The sequence below is a fragment of the Streptomyces sp. NPDC002306 genome, from assembly GCF_053593435.1.
Genome location: NZ_JBSFCK010000001.1, coordinates 331205 through 353487, shown reverse-complemented (window position 1 = coordinate 353487; position 22283 = coordinate 331205). Strand labels below are relative to the sequence as shown.

17 protein-coding genes are annotated in these 22283 nt (G+C 72.0%); 10 read left to right on the top strand and 7 right to left on the bottom strand.

Annotation, left to right across the window (positions count from 1 at the left end; genetic code table 11):
- The first annotated feature begins 9 nt into the window (after positions 1-9).
- Positions 10-2187: a 3-hydroxyacyl-CoA dehydrogenase NAD-binding domain-containing protein gene (locus ACWCQK_RS01530; protein WP_451150644.1), complete on the top strand. Its 2178-nt coding sequence runs from the start codon at positions 10-12 to the stop codon at positions 2185-2187.
- Positions 2188-2271: 84 nt separating this feature from the next.
- Here the strand turns inward: ACWCQK_RS01530 and ACWCQK_RS01525 are convergent, their stop codons facing one another.
- The gene (locus ACWCQK_RS01525) at positions 2272-2982 is read right to left on the bottom strand and encodes a MerR family transcriptional regulator (RefSeq protein WP_451150642.1); all 711 of its coding nucleotides are present in this window, start codon (positions 2980-2982) and stop codon (positions 2272-2274) included.
- Positions 2983-3355: 373 nt separating this feature from the next.
- Between ACWCQK_RS01525 and ACWCQK_RS01520 the strand changes: the two genes are divergently transcribed.
- The 3 genes from ACWCQK_RS01520 to ACWCQK_RS01510 are packed head-to-tail and all read left to right on the top strand — an operon-like array spanning position 3356 to position 6279.
- On the top strand, positions 3356-4828 hold the full coding sequence (locus tag ACWCQK_RS01520; RefSeq protein WP_451150640.1) for an amino acid permease: 1473 nt from the start codon (positions 3356-3358) through the stop codon (positions 4826-4828).
- A 42-nt stretch (positions 4829-4870) separates the two neighbouring features.
- A complete protein-coding gene (locus ACWCQK_RS01515) occupies positions 4871-5359 on the top strand; it encodes a macro domain-containing protein (protein ID WP_451150638.1) in 489 nt (162 codons plus the stop codon).
- Positions 5356-6279, top strand: coding sequence for an adenosine kinase (locus ACWCQK_RS01510; protein ID WP_451150636.1), 924 nt, complete (start codon positions 5356-5358; stop codon positions 6277-6279). The genes ACWCQK_RS01515 and ACWCQK_RS01510 overlap by 4 nt, the downstream gene beginning before the upstream one ends.
- A gap of 150 nt (positions 6280-6429) precedes the next feature.
- Here ACWCQK_RS01510 and ACWCQK_RS01505 read toward each other — a convergent pair whose 3' ends face one another.
- A complete protein-coding gene (locus tag ACWCQK_RS01505; RefSeq protein ID WP_451150634.1) occupies positions 6430-7917 on the bottom strand; it encodes a M1 family metallopeptidase in 1488 nt (495 codons plus the stop codon).
- A 230-nt stretch (positions 7918-8147) separates the two neighbouring features.
- Here ACWCQK_RS01505 and ACWCQK_RS01500 point away from each other — a divergent pair, with 230 nt between their 5' ends.
- The 3 genes from ACWCQK_RS01500 (at position 8148) to ACWCQK_RS01490 (ending at position 13105) form a co-directional block, all read left to right on the top strand.
- A complete protein-coding gene (locus ACWCQK_RS01500; protein WP_451150632.1) occupies positions 8148-10109 on the top strand; it encodes a Xaa-Pro dipeptidyl-peptidase in 1962 nt (653 codons plus the stop codon).
- 256 nt (positions 10110-10365) lie between these two features.
- Entirely contained in the window at positions 10366-11391 is a 1026-nt protein-coding gene (locus ACWCQK_RS01495) for an oxidoreductase (protein WP_451150630.1), read from the top strand.
- A 73-nt stretch (positions 11392-11464) separates the two neighbouring features.
- Positions 11465-13105, top strand: a complete 1641-nt coding sequence (locus tag ACWCQK_RS01490) for an ABC-F family ATP-binding cassette domain-containing protein (protein ID WP_451150628.1) — start codon at positions 11465-11467, stop codon at positions 13103-13105.
- 52 nt (positions 13106-13157) lie between these two features.
- On the opposite strand, the gene ACWCQK_RS01485 is transcribed toward ACWCQK_RS01490, so the two are convergent.
- A complete protein-coding gene (locus tag ACWCQK_RS01485; RefSeq protein WP_451150626.1) occupies positions 13158-15629 on the bottom strand; it encodes a Tex family protein in 2472 nt (823 codons plus the stop codon).
- Positions 15630-15810: 181 nt separating this feature from the next.
- On the opposite strand from ACWCQK_RS01485, the gene ACWCQK_RS01480 reads away from it, so the two are divergent.
- Both ACWCQK_RS01480 and ACWCQK_RS01475 read left to right on the top strand, forming a co-directional pair.
- Positions 15811-16788: a GlxA family transcriptional regulator gene (locus tag ACWCQK_RS01480; protein ID WP_451150624.1), complete on the top strand. Its 978-nt coding sequence runs from the start codon at positions 15811-15813 to the stop codon at positions 16786-16788.
- A 213-nt stretch (positions 16789-17001) separates the two neighbouring features.
- Positions 17002-17637, top strand: a complete 636-nt coding sequence (locus ACWCQK_RS01475; RefSeq protein WP_451150622.1) for a DJ-1/PfpI family protein — start codon at positions 17002-17004, stop codon at positions 17635-17637.
- Here ACWCQK_RS01475 and ACWCQK_RS01470 read toward each other — a convergent pair.
- Positions 17624-18373 carry an enoyl-CoA hydratase/isomerase family protein gene (locus ACWCQK_RS01470; RefSeq protein WP_451150620.1) on the bottom strand — a complete coding sequence of 250 codons (750 nt, stop codon included), beginning with the start codon at positions 18371-18373 and terminating at the stop codon, positions 17624-17626. The genes ACWCQK_RS01475 and ACWCQK_RS01470 overlap by 14 nt on opposite strands.
- 280 nt (positions 18374-18653) lie before the next feature.
- Here ACWCQK_RS01470 and ACWCQK_RS01465 point away from each other — a divergent pair, with 280 nt between their 5' ends.
- Entirely contained in the window at positions 18654-19175 is a 522-nt protein-coding gene (locus tag ACWCQK_RS01465) for an ATP-binding protein (protein WP_451151766.1), read from the top strand.
- A gap of 9 nt (positions 19176-19184) precedes the next feature.
- On the opposite strand, the gene idi is transcribed toward ACWCQK_RS01465, so the two are convergent.
- From idi to galE, 3 genes are all read right to left on the bottom strand, one after another.
- Positions 19185-19778, bottom strand: a complete 594-nt coding sequence (gene idi, locus ACWCQK_RS01460; RefSeq protein WP_451150618.1) for an isopentenyl-diphosphate Delta-isomerase — start codon at positions 19776-19778, stop codon at positions 19185-19187.
- Positions 19779-19997: 219 nt separating this feature from the next.
- Positions 19998-20936 carry a cation diffusion facilitator family transporter gene (locus tag ACWCQK_RS01455; protein WP_451150616.1) on the bottom strand — a complete coding sequence of 313 codons (939 nt, stop codon included), beginning with the start codon at positions 20934-20936 and terminating at the stop codon, positions 19998-20000.
- Positions 20937-21081: 145 nt separating this feature from the next.
- On the bottom strand, positions 21082-22053 hold the full coding sequence (gene galE / locus ACWCQK_RS01450) for a UDP-glucose 4-epimerase GalE (RefSeq protein WP_451150614.1): 972 nt from the start codon (positions 22051-22053) through the stop codon (positions 21082-21084).
- Positions 22054-22283 lie beyond the last annotated feature (230 nt).

Genomic DNA, 22283 nt, shown 5'->3' with positions numbered 1-22283 from the left:
ACACCAGTCATGACCGAGAGCACCACCATCCGCTGGGAACAGGACCGCACGGGCGTCGTCACCCTCGTCCTCGACGACCCGAACCAGTCCGCCAACACCATGAACCAGGCGTTCCGCGAGTCCCTCGCCGTGACCGCCGACCGTCTGGAGGCCGAGAAGGACTCCATCCGGGGCGTCATCGTCACCTCCGCCAAGAAGACCTTCTTCGCGGGCGGCGACCTGCGCGACCTGATCCGGGTGACGCCCGAGACCGCCCAGGAGCTCCTCGACGGCGGCCTGGAGATCAAGCGGAACCTGCGCCGTATCGAGACCCTCGGCAAGCCGGTCGTCGCGGCGATCAACGGCGCGGCCCTCGGCGGCGGCTACGAACTCGCCCTCGCCTGCCACCACCGCGTCGCCCTCGACACCCCCGGCTCCAAGATCGGCTGCCCCGAGGTCACCCTCGGCCTGCTCCCCGGCGGCGGCGGCGTCGTGCGCACCGTGCGCCTGCTCGGCATCGCCGACGCCCTGCTGAAGGTGCTGCTCCAGGGCACCCAGTACAGCCCGCGGCGCGCCCTGGACAACGGCCTCGTGCACGAGGTGGCCACCACCCCCGAGGACCTGCTCGCCAAGGCCCACGCCTTCATCGAGGCCAACCCCGAGTCGCAGCAGCCCTGGGACAAGCCCGGCTACCGGATCCCCGGCGGCACCCCGTCCAACCCGAAGTTCGCGGCGAACCTGCCCGCCTTCCCGGCCAGCCTGCGCAAGCAGACCAACGGCGCCCCCTACCCGGCCCCGCGCAACATCCTCGCGGCCGCCGTCGAGGGTGCCCAGGTCGACTTCGAGACCGCCCAGGTCATCGAGGCGCGCTACTTCGTGGAGCTGGCCGCCGGCCAGACCTCGAAGAACATGATCCAGGCCTTCTTCTTCGACCTCCAGGCCGTCAACTCCGGCGCCAACCGCCCCAAGGGCGTCGAGCCCCGCCAGGTCCGCAAGGTGGCCGTGCTCGGCGCCGGCATGATGGGCGCGGGCATCGCCTACTCGTGCGCCCGCGCGGGCATCGACGTCGTCCTCAAGGACGTCTCGCCGGAAGCCGCCGCCAAGGGCAAGGCCTACTCCGAGAAGCTGTGCGCCAAGGCGGTCGCCCGCGGCCGCAGCACCCAGCAGAAGGCGGACGAGCTGCTCGCCCGCATCACCGCCACCGCCGACCCGAAGGACCTCGCGGGCTGTGACGCGGTCATCGAGGCCGTCTTCGAGGACACGTCGCTCAAGCACAAGGTGTTCCAGGAGATCGAGCACATCGTCGAGCCCGACGCCCTGCTCTGCTCCAACACCTCCACGCTGCCCATCACCGCCCTCGCGGAAGGCGTCGAGCGGCAGGGCGACTTCATCGGGCTGCACTTCTTCTCGCCCGTCGACAAGATGCCGCTCGTCGAGATCATCAAGGGCGAGCGCACCGGCGAGGAGGCGCTCGCCCGCGCCTTCGACCTGGTCCGGCAGATCAAGAAGACGCCGATCGTCGTCAACGACTCGCGCGGCTTCTTCACCTCGCGGGTGATCGGCCACTTCATCAACGAGGGCGTGGCGATGGTCGGCGAGGGCATCGAGCCCGCGTCCATCGAGCAGGCGGCGGCGCAGGCCGGCTACCCGGCCAAGGTGCTGTCCCTGATGGACGAGCTGACGCTCACCCTGCCCCGCAAGATCCGCAACGAGTCGAAGCGGGCCGTCGAGGAGTCCGGCGGCACCTGGACCGCGCACCCCGCCGAGGCGGTCATCGACCGGATGGTCGACGAGTTCGGCCGTACCGGCCGCAGCGGCGGCGCCGGCTTCTACGCCTACGGGGAGAACGGCGCCCGCGCGGGTCTGTGGCCCGGACTGCGGGAGCACTTCACGAAGCCCGGCCACGAGATCCCGTTCGAGGACATGCAGGAACGCATGCTCTTCTCCGAGGCCCTCGACACGGTCAAGCTCATCGAGGAAGGCGTGCTGACGTCGGTCGCCGACGCCAACATCGGCTCGATCTTCGGCATCGGCTTCCCCGGCTGGACCGGCGGTGTCCTCCAGTACGTCAACGGCTACGAAGGCGGCCTGCCCGGCTTCGTGGCACGCGCGCGTGAGCTCGCCGAGCGCTACGGCGACCGGTTCACCCCGCCCGCCCTGCTGGTGGAGAAGGCCGAGCGCGGCGAGATCTTCACGGACGCCCGCTGACCCTCCGTCCGCCGACGACGGTCTCCTCCCTCCACCGAGGGCGGAGACCGTCGTCGCCGACGTTCCCCCGTCGCTGACGTTCCCTCAGGGCCGGGGCGCGGGTGTGTCCGGCAGCCACTCCCGCAGCTCCTCCCGCAGCGAGCGCTGGAACGTGGTCAGCAGCGCCTGCACGATCAGCGGCTGCATGTGCGCCGACAGCGACTTCACGGCCCGCGCGTCCCGCTGCGAGACCTCGCCGCGCAGCAGTTGGGACAGCTCGTGCGCCGCCGCGCGGGAGTGCTCCCGGAGCACGTTCCTGGCCGCGAGGATCGACTCGTGGGCCAGCGGCACGTCCAGCAGTTCCACCCCGAGCCGCAGCAGCCCGAGGTCGACGCGGTAGCCGTCCCCGGTCCGCTCGACGACATCCATCGCCACCAGCCGGTCCACCTCCTCCTCGGCCAGCGGCCGCCCCGCCCGGCGTGCCAGTTCCGCACGGGACACCGTCTCCTCCGCGTCCGGCGCCCAGGAGGCGACCACCGCCCGGTGCACGGCGAGGTCGTGCGCGCTCAGGTCCGACGGCAGCCGGCGCAGATAGCGTTCGATGGCGGCCAGCGTCATGCCCTGGTGCTGCAACTCCTCGATCAGCTCCAGCCGCGCCAGGTGCTCGCGTCCGTAGTGTCCCACCCGGCGCGGACCGATCGCCGGCGGCGGCAGCAGACCCTTGGTGCCGTAGAAGCGCACCGTGCGCACGGTGACACCCGCCCGGGCGGCCAGCTCGTCGATGGTGAGGGTCGGCTCCGCGGCGTCGGTCGTCATGTGCAGCAGTATCGCTGTCTCACCAACGCTGTGACACCTGGATCGCACCAACGGCGATCACGGATCCCACCAAGGATGATCATGGTTCATGACGGTGGCCGCCACGGACCGCGGCGACACCGCCGACGGGTCTCACCCCTTCGGTCACATATCCCTCGCAGATGAATCACAGAGCTCATCCATATGACGGGAGTGTGAGAAGGGGCGCCATGTGACGTGAACCATCGCATGAGGTCAGAGGCCCCTGGGAAGGTGCCGCCTTGGTCGGTACCGCCTCGGTCCGTGCCGCGACACGAGAGGCGGACACGGCCGTCACCCCCCGTACGGAAGCCCGGAACCACGACGACCGGGCGCACCAGAGAGTGGTAACACCGTGAGCAAGGACGCCGTGCACACGGCACAGGTCGCCCGTCCCGAGGCGACCGGGACGCCCGCGGACGCGGGCGACGCCGGTTACAGCAAGGACCTCAAGCACCGCCACGTCAACATGATCGCGATCGGCGGCGCGATCGGCACCGGGCTCTTCCTCGGTGCCGGCGGACGCCTGCACAGCGCGGGCCCCGCGCTCGCGCTCGCCTACCTCGTCTGCGGCGTCTTCGCCTTCTTCGTGGTCCGCGCCCTGGGTGAACTGGTCCTCTACCGCCCCTCCTCGGGCTCCTTCGTGTCGTACGCGCGCGAGTTCCTCGGGGAGAAGGGCGCGTACGTCGCCGGGTGGATGTACTTCCTGAACTGGTCGACGACCGGCATCGCCGACATCACCGCGATCGCGCTCTACACGCACTACTGGAGCCTGTTCACGAGCGTCCCCCAGTGGCTGCTCGCCCTGATCGCCCTTGCGGTGGTCCTGGCCGTCAACCTCATCTCGGTGAAGATCTTCGGCGAGATGGAGTTCTGGTTCGCGATCGTCAAGGTCGCCACCCTCGTCGGCTTCATGCTGATCGGCGTCTTCCTGCTGGCCACCCGGCACGAGGTGGGCGGCGGTACGCCGGGCCCGCACGTGATCACCGAGCACGGCGGGCTCCTCCCGCACGGGGCGATGCCCGTCGTCCTCGTGATGCAGGGCGTGATCTTCGCCTACGCCGCCCTGGAGCTGGTCGGTGTCGCCGCCGGCGAGACCTCCGAGCCGGAGAAGGTCGTCCCGCGCGCGGTGAACTCGATCATGTGGCGGGTCGGTCTCTTCTACGTCGGCTCGGTCTTCCTGCTCGCCCTGCTGCTGCCGGGCTCGCTGTACTCGGCCGACCAGAGCCCGTTCGTGACGGTCCTGTCGAAGATCGGCGTCCCGGCCGCGGACGACGTGATGAACCTGGTGGTCCTGACCGCCGCCATGTCGTCGCTGAACTCCGGCCTCTACTCCACCGGCCGCATCCTGCGGTCCATGGCGATGGCGGGCTCCGCGCCCAGGTTCACCGCCCGCATGAACCGCAGCCAGGTGCCCTACGGCGGCATCCTGCTGACCTGCGCGGTGTGCGTGCTCGGTGTCGGCCTGAACTACCTCATGCCGAGCCAGGCCTTCGAGATCGTGCTGAACATCGCCTCCCTGGGCGTCATCAGCACCTGGGTGATCATCATGATCTGTCACCTGGTCTTCGTCCGCCGCGCCAAGGCCGGCCTGCTGACCCGGCCCTCCTTCCGGCTGCCCGGCAGTCCGGTGACGGAGAGCGTCACGATCGCCTTCCTGCTCGCCGTGCTCGGCCTGATGTGGAACGACCCCGAGGTCGGCCGCAGGACGCTGCTGCTCGTCCCGGTGGTCGCGGTGCTGCTGGTCGTCGGCTGGTTCGCGCTGCGCCACCGGGTCGCCGCGACCGCGGACCGCGAGCTGACCGACCTGTCGAAGCACACGAAGTAGCAGGTCAAGGCCATTGTCGGTGGCATCGCCTACGGTGGCGTCATGTCGGGGATCACATATGTCCGGGGTGACGCCACCGCACCGTCGGTGAAGGGCGTCAAGGTGATCGCCCATGTCTGCAACGACATCGGGGGATGGGGAAAGGGCTTCGTGCTCGCGCTGTCGCGCCGCTGGCCCGAGCCGGAGGCGGCGTACCGCGCCTGGCACCGCGCCCGCGCGGAGAACGACTTCGCACTCGGCGCGCTCCAGCTCGTCCAGGTCGAGCCGTACGTGTGGGTGGCCAACATGGTGGGCCAGCGCGGCATCCGCACCGGCAGCAAGGGCGTCCCCGTGCGCTACGAGGCCATCGACACGGCACTGGGCCGACTGGCCGACCGGGTGATCGCCCTCGACGCGTCCGTCCACCTGCCCCGGATAGGCTGCGGCCTGGCCGGAGGCAAGTGGTCCCGCGTCGAGCCGCTCATCGAGGAGCGCTTGATCGGACGGGGCATCCAAGTGACGGTGTACGACCATGGGGAGGGTCCGAGTTGAGCCGTGACACCGACGTCCTGGTGCTGGGCGGAGCGGGCGTGGACACCATCGTGCCCGTGCCGGAGCTGCCGCTCCCGTACGCCGACAGCTACATGATCGACAGCGGCATCCGGGCCCGGGCCGGACAGACCGGCGACTTCGTCGCGCTGGGTCTGAGCGCCCTCGGCCTGCGCACCCACCACCTCGACCTGATCGGCGACGATCCCGAGGGCGACCTGGTGCGCGCCCTGCACCGGGAGCGGGGCATCGACCTCACCGCGATCCCGCAACCCGCCGGCACCAAGCGCGCCGTCAACCTCGTCAGCCCGGACGGCCACCGCCTGTCCCTGTACGACAGCAGCCGCGCCCACGCCGACGACCGTCTCCCGCCGGCCACGGTGCGTGCCCTGGCCGAGGCCAGCCGCCACGCGCACGTGTCCATCACCCAGCCGTGCGCCCACGCCCTGCCGCTGCTGCGCGAGTCCGGCGTGAGCATCTCGACCGACCTGCACAACTGGGACGGCGTGAACCCCTACCACGAGCCGTTCGCGTACGCCGCGGACGTCGTCTTCCTGTCCGCCACCGCGCTGCCCGACGCCGAGCGGACCATGCGCCGCATCGTCGACCGGGGCCGGGCCGAGGTGGTCGTCGCCACCGCCGGTGCCGAAGGCGCCTACCTGCTGGCCGACGACGAGCTGACCCGGGTACCGGCGGCCGCCCCGCCGTCGCCCGTGGTGGACTCCAACGGCGCGGGAGACGCCTTCGCGGCCGCGTTCCTCTTCGGCTGGCTGAACCGCGAGGCACCCCGGCGCTGCGCCCGCTACGGCGCGGTGGCCGGCGCCCACGCCTGCACCGTCCCGGCGACCCGGGTCGACGCGATCACCCGCGAGGACCTCCTCACCCGCGCCGCCGAACCAGAGCCCCGAACCACGACCCGCTAGCGGGGGCTGCCCCGGCCCACCGGACGGTGCAGTTGGGACTGCCCCTCGCGCCTTCGGGGCGACCCGGACCGAGCCCACAGGTCCGGATCGCCTCGAACACGGTCGCCCCGAGGCCGGCCGCCCCGGATCGCACCCGCCGGGGGCGGTCAGTCAGTCCTCGTGTACATCATTCGTGGCCGCGATCTTTCGCCATGACTTCGGTTGTGGCGCGGCCGTGGTGGTCCTCGCGAGGGAGTCCGTCGGCGCCGCCGTCGGCTTCGAGGGCTGGAACAGCCAGGTGTCGAACAGTGCGGTGAGGGACTTCCCGGAGACCCGCTCCGCGTACGCCCGCAGGTCCGCGACCGACGCGTTGCCGTACGCGTGCTCGCGCGGCCAGCCCTTCAGGACGGCGAAGAACGCGTCGTCCCCGATCTCGTCGCGCAGCGCCTGGATCGCCAGCGCGCCGCGGTCGTAGACGGCGATGTCGAACTGGGCGTCCGGCCCGGGGTCACCGGGCTTGACGGTCCAGAACACGTCGTCGGCCGGGTGCGAGGCGTACACGTAGTCGGCGAGTTCCCGGGTGGTGCCCTCGCCCTCGTGCTCGGACCACAGCCACTGCGCGTAGCGCGCGAAGCCCTCGTTGATCCAGATGTCCTTCCAGCCCTTGAGGGACACCGAGTCGCCGTACCACTGGTGCGCCAGTTCGTGCACGACCACCGAGGTGTTGGAGCCGTTCGCGAACTGCCGCGGGCTGTAGTAGACGCGGGTCTGCGTCTCCAGCGCGAACCCGGTGGTCGTGTTCGGCACGTAGCCGCCCGCCGAGGCGAACGGATACGGCCCGAAGTAGCCGCTCAGCCAGTCGACGATCTCGCCGGTGCGCTCCACGCTCGCCCGCGCCGCCCCGTCGTTGTCGCCCAGAGCCGTGCTGTAGGCGTTGACGACCGGGACGCCGCCCTCGGACGTGCCGGTCGTGATGTCGAATCCGCCGATCGCCAGAGTGCTCAGGTAGGTCGCCTGCGGCTTCTCGGACCGCCAGTTGTAGCGGGTCCAGCCGAGTCGTGAACTCGTCGACCGGAGCGTGCCGTTGGAGATCACCTGGGTGCCGTCCGGCACGGCCACCGACACGTCGTAGGTGGCCTTGTCGAGCGGGTGGTCATTACTCGGGAACCACCACCAGGCCGACTCGGGCTCGTCGGCCGCCACGGCGCCGTCCGGCGTGCGGTGCCAGGTGGAGAAGCCGTACGCGCTCTTCGTGGACGGCACTCCGCTGTACCGGACGACGACGGTGACCGGCGTGCCCTTGGCCAGCGGGGACTTCGGGGTGACCTCCAACTCGTGTTGGCCGGAGGTCGCGAACGTCGCGCTGACGCCGTTGACGCGCACCTCGCTCACGTCGAGCAGGAAGTCCAGGTCGAAGCGCGACAGGTCCTGCGTGGTCCTGGCCAGGATCGTCGCCGTACCCTCCAGCTCGTCCGTGGCCGGCCGGTACGTCAGTCTGAGGTCGTAGTGGGAGACGTCGTATCCGCCGTTGCCGTAGGCCGGGTAGTAGGGGTCGCCGATGCCCGGCGCGCCGGGGGAGAAGCCCGCGGCGGACGCCGGGATCGCCAGCAACACGGAAGCCGCAGCGAGTGCGCCGGGCGCGAGGATTCTGCGGTGCACGAGAGCTCCAAGTCGTAGAAGACGTCCAAGGGGCACGAAGGCTGTCCGGAGCCTATTGAGTCCCCGTGCCCCCACGTGTGTCCACGGCCCCCGCTGTCACACGATCGCCATTCGGCCGTCACGAGCGCGGCCGCGCTGCCCGCGCTCCACCGTCCCACCCGCGCTCCGCCGCCCCGAGGGTGTCCGATCGCCCTCTTCTGCACGGGAGTTGACCGATGTACCGTCCGCGCATGCCGATACGCATGCGCTTCACGACCTGGAGAACGCTCGCGACAGCGGCCGTCGCCGCCCTGTTGGCCGCCTTCCTCGCACCGGCGGCGGCCCACGGCACGCCCCGGGAGAGCAGGCCCGTCTACTCCTACGCCGACGCCGTCCGCGAGGCCGTCTGGGTGGACACCGGGCTCGACGGCGACGGCGACGGGCGCAGCGACCGCGTCGCCGCGGACATCGTCCGGCCCCGCGAGGCGGCCGCACAGGGCCGCAAGGTGCCCGTCATCATGGACGCCAGCCCCTACTACTCCTGCTGCGGCCGGGGCAACGAGAGCCAGTTGAAGACGTACGACGCCGCGGGCGACGTCGTCCAGATGCCGCTGTTCTACGACAACTACTTCGTGCCGCGCGGCTACGCCTTCGTCGGCGTCGACCTCGCCGGCACCAATCGCTCCGACGGGTGTGTCGACGTCGGCGGCCGCTCCGACATCCAGTCCGCGAAAGCCGTGGTCGACTGGCTCAACGGCCGGGCCAGGGCGTACACCACCCGCACCGGCACGACGGCGGTGAAGGCGGGCTGGACCAACGGCAGAACGGGCATGATCGGCAAGAGCTGGGACGGGACCATCGCCAACGGCGTCGCCGCCACCGGCGTCAAGGGCCTGAAGACGATCGTCCCGATCAGCGCCATCTCCTCCTGGTACGACTACTACTTCGCCAAGGGCGCCCCGCTCTACGACTCCGGCCCCGACTGGCTCTCCGACTACGTCGACAGCCCCGACGCCCGCACCAGGTGCGCCGCCGTGCAGCGGAAACTCGTCGACGAGGCCCCGCGCACCGGTGACTGGACCGGCCTGTGGTCCGAGCGGGACTACGTGAAGAACGCGGGCAAGGTGCGGGCCAGCGTCTTCCTCGTGCACGGCGCGCAGGACCTCAACGTCCGCACGAAGAACTTCGGCCAGTGGTGGGACGCCCTCGCCGCGAACGGCGTCGAGCGCAAGATCTGGCTGTCCCAGACCGGCCACGTCGACCCCTTCGACTTCCGCCGCACCGCCTGGGTCGACACCCTGCACCGCTGGTTCGACCACGAACTCCTCGGCTACGACAACGGTATCGACCGCGAACCCATGGCCGACATCGAGCGCCACCCCGACCAGTGGGCCACCTCCAAGGTCTGGCCGCCGCACGGCACCCGGACCACGACCCTGCGCCCCGCGACCGGGTCCCTGCCGGGCGTCGGCACTCTCGGCCTCAGCCGGGGCACCGGCACCGAGACCTTCACCGACGACCCGCGGCTCGACGAGACCGACTGGGCCGCCCGGATCGACACCACCACACCGGAGAAGGCCGGGTTCGTCACCGGACCGCTCCGCGACGACCTGCGGCTGTCCGGCTCCTCCGAGGTCACCGTCACCGCGACCCCGACGACCACGACGGCCCACCTCACGGCCGTCCTCGTCGACCTCGGCCCGGACACCGTCCGCGACTACGCGGCGAGCGGCGAGGGGATCACCACGCTCACCGACCGCACCTGCTGGGGTGCCAGCGACGCGGGCGACAGCGCCTGCTTCAAGGAGACCCGGGCGAAGACCGCCGACGTCGCGTACACGGTCCTCAGCCGTGGCTGGGCCGACCTCGGCAACCACGCCTCCGACCACAAGGGCGTCCCGCTCACCCCGGGCCGGGCGTACACGATCACCCTGGACCTGGCCCCCACCGACCACGTCGTGCCCGCGGGACACCGACTGGCGCTGATCGTGGCGGGTACGGACAGGGACCTCATCGACCCGCCGTCCACTACCCCGACCCTCACCCTGGACCTGGCCCGTACCTCGGCCCGGGTCCCGCTCGTCGGTGGCGCGGCCGCCTTCGCGCAGGCCACGGCCGGATCGGCCGACCCGGGCCACCGGGCGGCGGGCGGGACGTACGCCGGGCCCCTGGACGGCGTACGGGCACCCCTGCCCGCGCCCCGGATCCCGTGACGACCGCCCCGTCCCGGCCGGATCCCGAAACAGTCGGACGCCTGTGCGATGACCAACTCGTCCCGGCCGGACCCCGAAACAGCCGGACCCTGTGATGACAGAACCGTGTGACGTAAGACCCCTGTGACGACCGGAGTCGGTCGGTGCTCAGGAGGCGGCGGCCGGTGCGGCCGCCTCCTGGGCGCGGTCGCAGGGGCCGTCAGCGGAATATGTCATGCCGTGCTCGGAACCATCTCACTCTGGGGATACTCACAGCATGTCTGCCGAGTACGCGACCTTCGGCCTGGCCCCGGCGATGCGCGCCGGTGCCGTGCTCGCCGACGGTGGCTACCAGATCCACCGGGATTTCCTGGACTTCCTCGTCGACGGACGCCCCCTGCTGTACCGGCTCTCCGACCTCGACGCCGTCTCCCCGCTCGCCTCCGACGTACCGCCCGCGATCTTCACCGCGCAGGTCAGAAGCCTCCTCCTGGAAGCGGAGGCCCCGCTGCCCGGCGGCCGGTACGTCATCTACGGCTGCCCCGAGTGCGCGGACCTCGCGTGCGGTGCGGTCACCGCCGTCATCGACAGACTCACGGACGACTACGTCTGGTGGGACTTCGCCTGGCAGACGGAGCCGGACGTCGACCTGGAACTCAACGGCTACCACGGCATCGGCCCGTTCCGCTTCCACGGCGGGGAGTACCGCGCGGCCCTGCACTCCCTGCTGAACGGCCACGACCACACGGGCGGCCGCCGCCGGGTGCTGCTGATCGGTGCCCGGGTCGCCCTGCTGGCCAAGCTCGCCGCCGCCCTGCGCACCATCGGCATCGGCGCCGACATCACCCACGACGCGCACGAGGTCCCCGTCGACGAACTGCGCGCCTACGCAGCCGTCGCCTTCGGCGCGACCGTCGACGGGGCGGAACGCGCCGCCGTGCGCGCCTCCTTCGACCGGGCCGGACTCGACGTCGCCTACGTCGACGGCCTCGCCCCGATCGTCCCGCTCCTCGTCGCCCAGATCGAACACGCCCTGGACCGCAGCCCCGCGGACCAGCGCCGGCTGACCAGGCTGGTCGCCGTCGACGGCGAGGCGGGCGTCGAGGTGACCTCGCCCTGCCGGGTCCGCCTCACCGCCTACCGCCTCGACCGTCTCTCCCGCGCCCACACGCACGAGGTCTTCGACGGCATCCTGGACACCGGCCGCCACCGCATCGCCCTGGACGCGAAGGCGGTCCGGGGCGTCTCCTACGTGGTGGCCCGGACGTCGGGCAGCGTGCTGGTGGAGGCGATGCCCCACTGACCGCCCCGCCGCCCGGCCGGGAGGCGCCGGCGCGCCGACCCGCCCGCCGCCGCCCATTAGGATCGACGACCTGATGACTGCCACCCTCGTCGCCAAGAACCTCGCCGCCGGACACGGCGACCGCTCGCTGTTCACCGGGCTCGACCTCGTCGTCGCGCCCGGTGACGTGATCGGTCTCGTCGGTGCCAACGGCGCGGGCAAGTCCACTCTGCTGCGGCTGCTCGCCGGACTGAGCACACCGGAGGAGGGAGAGCTCAGGCTCTCCCCGCCGACCGCGACCGTCGGGCACCTGCCGCAGGAGCCCGAGCGGCGGCCCGGTGAGAGCGTGCGCGAGTTCCTCGCCCGCCGTACCGGGGTCGCCGAGGCCCAGCGGGCGATGGACGAGGCCACCCAGGGCCTGGTCGACGGCACCCCGGGCGCCGACGACGCGTACGCGACCACACTGGAACGCTGGCTCGGTCTCGGCGGAGCCGACCTCGACGAACGCGCCGAGGAGATCGCCGACTCGCTCGGCCTCGGCGTCGGCCTGGACCAGCCGATGACGTCCCTGTCCGGCGGCCAGGCCGCCCGCGCGGGCCTGGCCTCCCTGCTGCTCTCCCGCTACGACGTCTTCCTGCTCGACGAGCCCACCAACGACCTCGACCTCGACGGCCTGGAGCGCCTCGAACGGTTCGTGGCCGGTCTGCGCGCGGGCACCGTCGTCGTCAGCCACGACCGTGAGTTCCTCACCCGCACCGTCACCAAGGTCCTCGAACTCGACCTGGCCCAGCAGGAGATCAACCTCTACGGCGGTGGCTACGCGGCCTACCTGGAGGAGCGCGAGGTGGCCCGCCGGCACGCCCGCGACGACTTCGAGGAGTACGCCGACAAGCGGTCCGCCCTCCAGGACCGCGCCCAGATGCAGCGCGGCTGGATGGACAAGGGAGTCAAGAACGCCCGGCGCAAGGCGAACAACGACAACGACAAGATCGGCCGCAAGTTCCGCAGCGAGGCCAGCGAGAAGCAGGCCGCGAAGGCCCGGCAGACCCAGCGCATGATCGAACGCCTGGAGACCGTCGAGGAACCGCGCAAGGAGTGGGACCTGCGCATGGAGATCGCCGCGGCGCCGCGCTCCGGCGCGGTCGTGGCGACCCTGCGGGACGCCGAGGTACGCCGCGGGGACTTCACGTTCGGCCCGGTGTCCCTCCAGATCGACTGGGCGGACCGGGTCGCGGTCACCGGCGCGAACGGCGCGGGCAAGTCGACCCTGCTCGGCGCGCTCCTCGGCCGCGTGCCGCTGGACGCGGGGCACGCCGTCCTCGGCTCCGGCGTGCTGGTCGGCGAGGTCGACCAGGCACGTCAGCTGTTCCACGGCTCGCAGTCGCTGCTGGACGCGTTCTGCGCGGCGGTCCCGGACACCGAGCCGGTCGAGGTCCGCACCCTGCTGGCCAAGTTCGGCCTGAAGGCGGACCACGTGCTGCGGCAGGCGTCGAGCCTGTCGCCCGGCGAACGCACCCGCGCCGCTCTCGCCCTGCTCCAGGGCCGAGGAGTGAACCTGCTGGTGCTCGACGAACCGACGAACCACCTCGACCTGCCGGCGATCGAGCAGCTGGAGACGGCCCTCGACGCCTACGAGGGCACGCTCCTCCTGGTCACCCACGACCGCCGCATGCTGGACGCGGTCCAGGTGACCCGTCGCCTGGAAGTGGCGGACGGCAAGGTGACGGAGCGCTGACGGCGACGGGCCCGGCCCCCCGTACCACCTGGGGGCCGGGCCCGTCCCTGTTTCAGCCTCGGCTCTTCTTCTGGTCCAGCAGTCCGGCCCGGCGCAGCGCGTCGGCCATGGCGCTGTTGGCCGGGGCGGCCGCCGGACGGGCACCGCCGCCACCGCCGGCCCGCCCCTGCCGCTGCTGGCCCTGTCCCTGGCCCTGCCCCTGCTGGCCCTGGCCGGCCTGCCCCTGCTGGCCTTGGCCGCCCTGGCGCTGCTGCCGCTGCTGAGGCGGCCGCCCGCCCCGCTGCTGACGGCCGCCACCGGCGGGCTTCTCGCCGTCCTTCGGCGCCGCCTCGTCGTCCAGCCGCAGCGTCAGGGAGATCCGCTTGCGGGGAATGTCCACGTCGAGGACCTTCACCTTGACGATGTCGCCCGGCTTCACCACGTCCCGCGGGTCCTTGACGAACGTCTTCGACAGCGCGGAGACGTGCGCGAGACCGTCCTGGTGGACACCGACGTCGACGAACGCGCCGAACGCCGCCACGTTCGTGACGACCCCCTCCAGGATCATCCCCGGGGACAGGTCGGAGAGCTTCTCGACGCCTTCCTTGAAGGTGGCCGTCTTGAAGGCGGGCCGCGGGTCGCGCCCCGGCTTCTCCAGCTCCTTGAGGATGTCCGTCACCGTCGGCAGACCGAACGTCTCGTCCACGAAGTCGTCCGCCCGCAGCGAGCGCAGCATGGCCGTGTTGCCGACCAGCGAGGCCACCGCCTGGCCCGAGGTCTTCACCATGCGCCGCACGACCGGGTACGCCTCCGGGTGGACGCTGGAGGCGTCCAGCGGGTCGTCGCCGCCCCGGATGCGCAGGAAGCCCGCGCACTGCTCGTACGCCTTGGGGCCGAGCCGGGCCACGCCCTTGAGCTGCGACCGGGACCGGAACGGCCCGTTCGTGTCCCGGTGGGCCACGATGTTCTCGGCCAGCCCGGAGGAGATGCCGGACACGCGCGACAGCAGCGGCGCGGACGCCGTGTTGACGTCCACGCCGACACCGTTCACACAGTCCTCGACCACCGCGTCCAGCGAACGCGACAGCTTCACCTCGGACAGGTCGTGCTGGTACTGGCCGACACCGATCGACTTCGGGTCGATCTTCACCAGCTCGGCCAGCGGGTCCTGGAGCCGGCGCGCGATGGAGACCGCGCCGCGCAGCGACACGTCCATGTCGGGCAGCTCCTGCGAGGCGAAGGCGGACGCCGAGTACACGGACGCGCCCGCCTCGGACACCATCACCTTGGTGAGCTGCAACTCCGGGTGCCGGGTGATCAGTTCACCGGCGAGCTTGTCCGTCTCGCGGGACGCCGTGCCGTTGCCGATGGCGATCAGCTCGACCGCGTGCTCCCGGGCGAGCCGCCCGAGCTTCGCGATGGCCTCGTCCCACTTGTTGGCCGGCACGTGCGGGTAGATGACGTCGGTCGCCACCACCTTGCCGGTCGCGTCGACGACGGCCACCTTCACGCCCGTACGGAAACCGGGGTCCAGGCCCAGCGTGGCGCGGGTGCCGGCCGGGGCGGCCAGCAGCAGGTCCCGCAGGTTCGCCGCGAAGACGTCGACCGCCTCGTCCTCGGCGGCCGTGCGCAGCCGCAGCCTGAGGTCGATGCCGAGGTGGACGAGGAGACGGGTGCGCCAGGCCCAGCGGACCGTGTCCGTGAGCCACTTGTCGCCGGGGCGGCCGCGGTCGCCGATGCCGAAGCGGTGGGCGACCATCCCCTCGTACGACGACGGAGCCGAAGGCGACTCGGCCGGCTCCTCCGGCTCCAGGACGAGGTCGAGGACGTCCTCCTTCTCGCCGCGCAGCATCGCCAGGATCCGGTGCGAGGGCAGCGCGGTGAACGGCTCGGCGAAGTCGAAGTAGTCGGCGAACTTGGCGCCGGCCTCCTCCTTGCCCTCGCGCACCTTGGCGGCCAGACGCCCGCGCACCCACATGCGCTCGCGCAGCTCGCCCACGAGGTCGGCGTCCTCCGAGAACCGCTCGGTGAGGATCGCGCGGGCGCCGTCCAGCGCCGCCTGCGGATCGGCCACGCCCTTGTCGGCGTCGACGAACGCGGCGGCCGCGGCGAGCGGCTCCACGGTCGGGTCGCCCAGCAGACCCTCGGCGAGCGGTTCGAGGCCCGCCTCGCGGGCGATCTGCGCCTTGGTGCGCCGCTTGGGCTTGTACGGCAGGTAGATGTCCTCCAGCCGCGCCTTGGTCTCGGCGGCGAGGATCCGCGCCTGAAGTTCATCGGTGAGCTTGCCCTGCTCGCGCACCGACTCCAGGATCGCCGTCCGTCGCTCCTCCAGCTCCCGCAGATAGCGCAGCCGCTCCTCGATCGTGCGCAGCTGCGCGTCGTCGAGCATCTCGGTCGCTTCCTTGCGGTAGCGGGCGACGAAGGGCACCGTCGAACCGCCGTCGAGCAGCTCCACGGCAGCCTTGACCTGCCGCTCCCGTACGCCGAGCTCCTCGGCGATCCTGCCTTCGATGGACCCTACTTCGAGGGACCCGGGTGTCGTCACGATCCCGTACCGCCTTCTCCACTGAGGTTGCGCGGCAATTGTGGCAGGTGACACCGACAACAGGGGATCAGGGCGGGGTGCCGGAGCGGCGCTGCGTCGCGTTCGCGCCGGCCGGGCCGTGGCAGGAAAGGTGGGGAACCCGTCGTTGCGGCCGTGCGCCGGTCCGCGAAGAATCGGTTCCATGGCGCAGCGAACCGTTCTCGTCGTCGTCTTCGACGGCGTGCAGAGCCTCGATGTCACCGGCCCCGTGGAGGTCTTCGCGGGGGCCGAGCACCACGCCCCGGGCACCTACCGCATCCGTACCGCCTCCCTGGACGGCGCCCCCGTGCGCACCTCCAGCGGCCTGACCCTGGTACCCGACGGGGCCCTCGCGGACGCCCGCGCCCCGCACACGCTGCTCGTCCCGGGCGGGCAGGGCACCCGGGCCGCCGACGCGCGCCTGGTCGGCTGGCTGCGCGCGCACGGCCCGCGTGCCGAGCGCCTCGTCTCCGTCTGCACGGGGGCGATCCTGCTCGCCGCGGCGGGCCTGCTGGACGGCCGCCGCGCGACCACGCACTGGGCCTACTGCGACAAGCTCGCCCGCGACCATCCGGCGGTGGAGGTCGACGCCGACCCCATCTACGTACGGGACGGAGCGGTCTCCACGTCGGCCGGTGTCACCTCCGGCATCGATCTCGCGCTCGCCCTGGTCGAGGAGGACCTGGGGCGGGAGGTCGCGCTGAGCATCGCCCGCCACCTGGTGGTCTTCCTGCGCCGGCCGGGGAACCAGGCCCAGTTCAGCGTCCAGCTCGCCGCGCAGACGGCACGGCGCGAGCCCCTGCGCGACGTCCAGCAGTGGATCTCCGAGCATCCGGACGGCGATCTGAGCGTGGAGTCGCTCGCCGCCCGCGCGGCCCTGTCACCGCGCCACTTCGCCCGCGCCTTCCGGACCGAGACCGGGATGACACCCGGCCGGTACGTCGACCGGGTCCGCCTGGAACACGCCCGCCGCCTGCTGGAGGACACCGGCGACGGCGTCGAGGAGATATCCCGCACCAGCGGCTACGGCACCCCCGAGGCGATGCGGCGCGCCTTCGTGCGGGCGCTCGGGTCGTCCCCGGCCGAATACCGCCGCCGCTTCCGCCCCGCCCCCGCCGCCCCCTGCCCCACCACCCCCTGACGGCCGTACCCCGCGCCCAAGGGACATCGGGGCCCCGCCCGCCACCGGACCCGTCCGCCACTGGACCGTTCGCCATCGGACCCGTCCGCCACCGGACCATCCGCCACCGCCGTCCGCCCGGCGGGCCGACGGCATCGGTCACGCCGCCATCGGTCACGCCCGCCATCGGCCACGCCCCACCACGACTCACCCGTCACCGCCGAAAGGATCCCGATGCAGATCGCCATCGTCCTCTTCGACCGCTTCACCGCCCTCGACGCCGTGGGGCCGTACGAGACCCTCGGCCGGCTCCCGGACGCGCGGACCGTGTTCGTGGCCGAGCGCACCGGACCCGTCCGCACCGACACCGGGCACCTCGCGCTCACCGCCGACCGGACCCTCGCCGAGGTGCCGCACCCCGACATCGTGGTCGTCCCGGGCGGACCGGGACAGACCCCGCAGATGGAGAACGAGCCACTGCTGGACTGGCTGCGCACTGCGGACGCGACCAGCACCTGGACGACGTCCGTGTGCACCGGCTCCCTGCTGCTGGCCGCCGCCGGACTGCTCCGGGGCCGCCGGGCCACCTCGCACTGGCTGGCGCTGGAGCACCTGAGCCGCTTCGGCGCCGAGCCCACCGAGGAACGGGTGGTGTTCGACGGCAAGTACGTCACCGCCGCCGGTGTCTCCTCCGGCATCGACATGGGGCTCACCCTGCTGGGCCGGATCGCGGGCGACGAGCACGCCCAGGCGGTACAGCTGATGACCGAGTACGACCCGCAGCCGCCCTACGACGCGGGGTCCCCGCGCAAGGCGCCCGCGCACCTCGTCGAGGAGTTCCGCCGCGGCAGCCGCTTCAGCCTGACGTAGTCCACGTGAAGCGCGGCTGCCTGCGCTCCAGGAACGCGGCGACCCCCTCCGCGGTGTCGCCGCTGTCGCGCGCCCGCTGCTCCCAGTACGTGTCCCGGTCGGTGTGCCCGTTCGCGAACTCCTTCGCCGCGGCCTGCGTCAGCTGCGAGCGTGACGCCAGGATCCGGGTGAACTCCGCGACCCGCTTGTCGAGTTCGCCCGCGGGCACCACCTCGTCGACCAGGCCGGTGCGCAGGGCCCGCTCGGTGTCGAGCAGTTCGCCGGAGAACAGCAGGTACTTGGTGGTGGACGGGCCGACCAGCGACGACAGCCTTCTGGTGGAGGAGGCGGGATACACGATCCCGAGCTTCGCCGGGGTCACCCCGAACAGCGCGCCCTCCTGCGCGAACCGCAGGTCGCAGGCCGCCGCGAGCTGTGAGCCCCCGCCCACGCAGTGCCCGCGCACCGCGGCCAGCGTCGGCTTGGGGAAGGCGGCGAGCGCCTCCTCGGCGAGCACGGCCAGCCGCTGGGCCCGCGCGGGCGAACCCTGGAGCGTGGAGATGTCGGCCCCCGCGCAGAACGTGTCGCCCTCCCCGGTCAGCACCAGGGCCCGGACGTCCGGATCGGCGGCCAGGGTGTCCAGCAGCGGGGGCAGCGACCGCCACATCGCGGCCGTCATGGCGTTGCGCTTGGCCGGATGGTGGATGACGACGGTGGCGACCGACTCGTGGACACCGTGCAGCAGCTGGGGCTCCATGCGGCGGATGCTAGCCGTCGGAGGGGCACCGGTGACCGGCCGGGTCCGGTCGGGCGTGCCGTACCGTCGCGCTGTCGCGGGCGGCAAACCCGTACCGGCCGAAAGGTTCGCGAAGTCGGCACGAGCTGGACAGGTTCGGTCGTGCGACCGATCTGGTCGGACACAGAGAGCCAGAAGTGCTCGATAAGCGCTGACTTCTGTTCAGTCCTCCGGCGCCGAGCGCTGCGTTACCAACACTCGACGTGTGGTGACAATCGAGCGCAAGGGTGGCGACCGGACGATGGACAACCACGGGCGCGGGACCGGCCCACGCCCAGAAGACACACCGGACGGCGCGGTCGTCGAACCCCTCGAGGCGAGAGCGCCGGATCCGCTGCCGTACGAGGGGGTCTGGCGGTTCACCGCCTCGGCCGTGGACGCCTCGGTGCCGCAGGCGCGACACGCCGTGCGGGACCTGCTGTACCGGCAGGGCGTGCCGGCCTCGGACGACCTCGTCCAGGGGCTCCTGCTGATCGTCTCGGAGCTGGTGACCAACGCCGTCAAGCACGCGGCGCTGCTGTCGCCGATGCTCGCGGTGGAGGTGGCCGTCGGGGCGGAGTGGGTGCGCGTGTCGGTGGAGGACAACCACCCCTACCGCCCGACCGCCCTGGAGGCCGACCACGCTCAGGTCGGCGGCCGCGGACTGCTCCTGGTCCGCGAGATCACCCGGGAGGCGGGCGGGGTGTGCGACGTCGAGCACACGTCGAGCGGGGGCAAGGTGATCTGGGCCGCCCTGCCGCTCAAACCCGCCCGCCCGCTCTGACCGCGGGGTTCACCAGCCGGCCGACGGTCCCGTCAGTTCCCGGACCGCGGGCCTGGCCGCGTCCAGCACCGTCATGAACCAGGAGGAGAACGCGTCCTTCGTGTGCCGTTCCGCCAGCTCGGCGGGGGTCACGAAGGCGGTCGCGCCGACCTCCTCCGGGTCCGGCCGCAGCGGAGACTGCACCAGGCCGACGAACAGGTGGTTGTACTCCTGCTCCACCAGGCCCGAGGCCGGGTCCGGGTGGTTGTAGCGGACCGTGCCCGCCTCCGCGAGGAGCGTCGGGGAGACGCCCAGCTCCTCGTACGTCCGCCGGGCGGCGGCCGCGAACGGCGCCTCGCCGGGGTAGGGGTGGCCGCAGCAGGTGTTGGACCACACACCGGGGGAGTGGTACTTGCCCAGCGCCCGCTGCTGGAGCAGCAGCCGGCCCTGCTCGTCGAAGAGGAACACCGAGAACGCGCGGTGCAGCTGCCCCGGCGGCTGATGGGCGGCGAGCTTCTCGGCGGTACCGATCGTCACGCCGTTCTCGTCGACCAGTTCCAGCAGAATCGCGTCCGCGGCGCCGTTCGACGAGCTGTGCGTCGCGGTGGCAGGTGTGATCGGCATACCCATCCTTAGCATCGGTCCTCGCACCCCAAGTCTGCCGTACGAATCCGGCACTCCCGGCACTTCGCGGCATGACCGCATGTCCCGCGCGAGGCGCGGGGCGCGGCCGTCACCGGCCGGACACCGGGAGCCGGGGCCCGGTAGCTGATCGTGCCCGGCGGTCCGGCCGCGGAACCGCCCGGACCGGGGGCGGGCAAACGTCGGGTTATCGGCTCGTGCTCAGTGACACAGGCGCGCCTCGTGCTCCGCGTGTCCGCCCGGCTCCAGCTGGAAGGTGCAGTGGTTCACGTCGAAGTGGTCGCCCAGGCAGCCCTGGAGCTCGTGGAGCATCTTCTCGTAGCCGATCGCGTTCAGGACCTCGGAGCGCACGACGACATGCGCGGACAGCACCGGCATCCCGGACGTGATCGTCCACGCGTGCAGGTCGTGGATGTCCTCGACGCCGTCCAGCGCCAGGACGTGCGCCCGCACCTCAGCCATGTCGACGTCCTTGGGGGCCGCCTCCAGCAGCACGTCGAGGGTCTCGCGCAGCAGCTTCACGGTCCGCGGCACGATCATCAGGCCGATGACGATCGAGGCGATCGGGTCGGCCGCCTGCCAGCCGGTGGTGAGGATGACCACCGCCGAGATCAGCACCGCCACGGACCCCAGCGCGTCCGCCGCCACCTCCAGGAACGCGCCGCGCACGTTCAGGCTCTCCTTCTGCCCGCCCATGAGCAGGGTCAGCGAGACCATGTTGGCGACCAGACCGATCAGGCCGAACACGATCATCAGCCCGCCCTCGGTGTCGGCGGGCGTCACGAAGCGCTGGACCGCCTCGAACAGGACGTAGCCGCCGACGCCGAGCAGCAGCAGACAGTTGGCCAGCGCGGCGAGGATCTCGGCGCGGGCGTAGCCGAAGGTGCGGCGGGCGCTCGGCGGGCGGTTCGCGACATGGATGGCCACCAGGGACATGCCGAGCCCCAGCGCGTCCGTCGCCATGTGCGCCGCGTCCGCGACCAGCGCGAGGGAGTCCGCGAGCACCCCGCCGACGATCTCCACCACCATGATGGCGAGCGTGATCGACAGCGCGACGCGCAGCCTGCCCCGGTACGCCGCGGCCGCCGTCCCGGTGACCGGCGCGCCGTGCGCGTGGCCGTGATCGTGCCCTGCCCCCATGAAAAACGCCTCCTGTGATCCGCCCGGGATCACAGTCAACTACGGGTGGGGGGTATCCGGCAACGCGGCACTGAACACCGTTGTCATGTGTCCTGACCTGCGTAAACGAAGCGCAGGTCAGGACCTGTGGAGGTGCGGCGGCCGCTCAGCCGCCGTGGTGCGCCGACCACCCCTGCCACGCCGACTCCACCATCTCGCGCGCCCCGAGCCGGGCCGTCCAGCCGAGCTCCGCGGCGGCTCGCTCGGCCGAGGCGACCGCGCGCGGGGCGTCCCCGGGCCGCCGTGCCTCGACGACCGCCGCACGGGTGTCGCCGGTGACCTCGCCGATGAGGGTGACCAGCTCACGTACCGAGACGCCCTCGCCCCGGCCGATGTTCACCGTCAGGTCGCCCGACGCCCCCGGCGCGGACAGCCGGCGGGCCGCCGCGAGGTGCGCCTGGGCCAGGTCGGCGACGTGGATGTAGTCGCGGACACAGGTGCCGTCCGGCGTCGGATAGTCGGCGCCGAAGATCCGCGGGGCCTCGTCCCGGGTGAGCCGGTCGAACACCATGGGGACGATGTTGAAGACACCGGTGTCGGCCAGTTCCGGCGCCGCGGCGCCCGCCACGTTGAAGTAGCGCAGACAGGTCGTCGCGATGCCGTGCGCCCGGCCCGCCGCCCGTACCAGCCACTCCCCGGCCAGCTTGGTCTCGCCGTACGGGTTCACCGGGGCGCACGGGGTGTCCTCCGTGATGAGGTCCACATCCGGGTTGCCGTAGACGGCCGCGGACGACGAGAACAGGAACCGTCCGATCCCGGCGCCCGCGACCGCCTCCAGCAGCGTGGCGAGCCCGCCCACGTTGTCCTGGTAATAGCGGGTCGGCTGCGCGACGGACTCGGCCACCTGCTTGCGGGCCGCGAGATGCACCACACCGGTGACCGCGTGCTCGGCGAGGACCCGCTTCAGCAGGCCGCCGTCGCGCGCCGAACCCTCGATGAGCGGGATGCCCGCCGGAAGCCGCGCGGGCACCCCCGCCGAGAGGTCGTCGAGGGCCACCACGGGCTCCCCGGCCTCGGCCATGGCCCGTGCCACATGCGCCCCGATGTATCCGGCTCCGCCGGTGATCAGCCATGTCATGGTCGACCACCCTATGCCGCACGCCACGGCCTCCCGGCGCTGTCCCGGGGCCCGGTCCGCGGGCGCGGGTTTGTGGGCCGGGCGGCCCATCACCCATGATGATCTCGGCAGAGGCGGGCAAAGGCCAGGACAGGCCGCGTTGATCGGACCATGAACGGGCGGTGAACACAGCCCTCCCGGCATCGGATAGCCTCTGCCGACATGCCGCCCGCCTGGCACAGGCAAGGGGC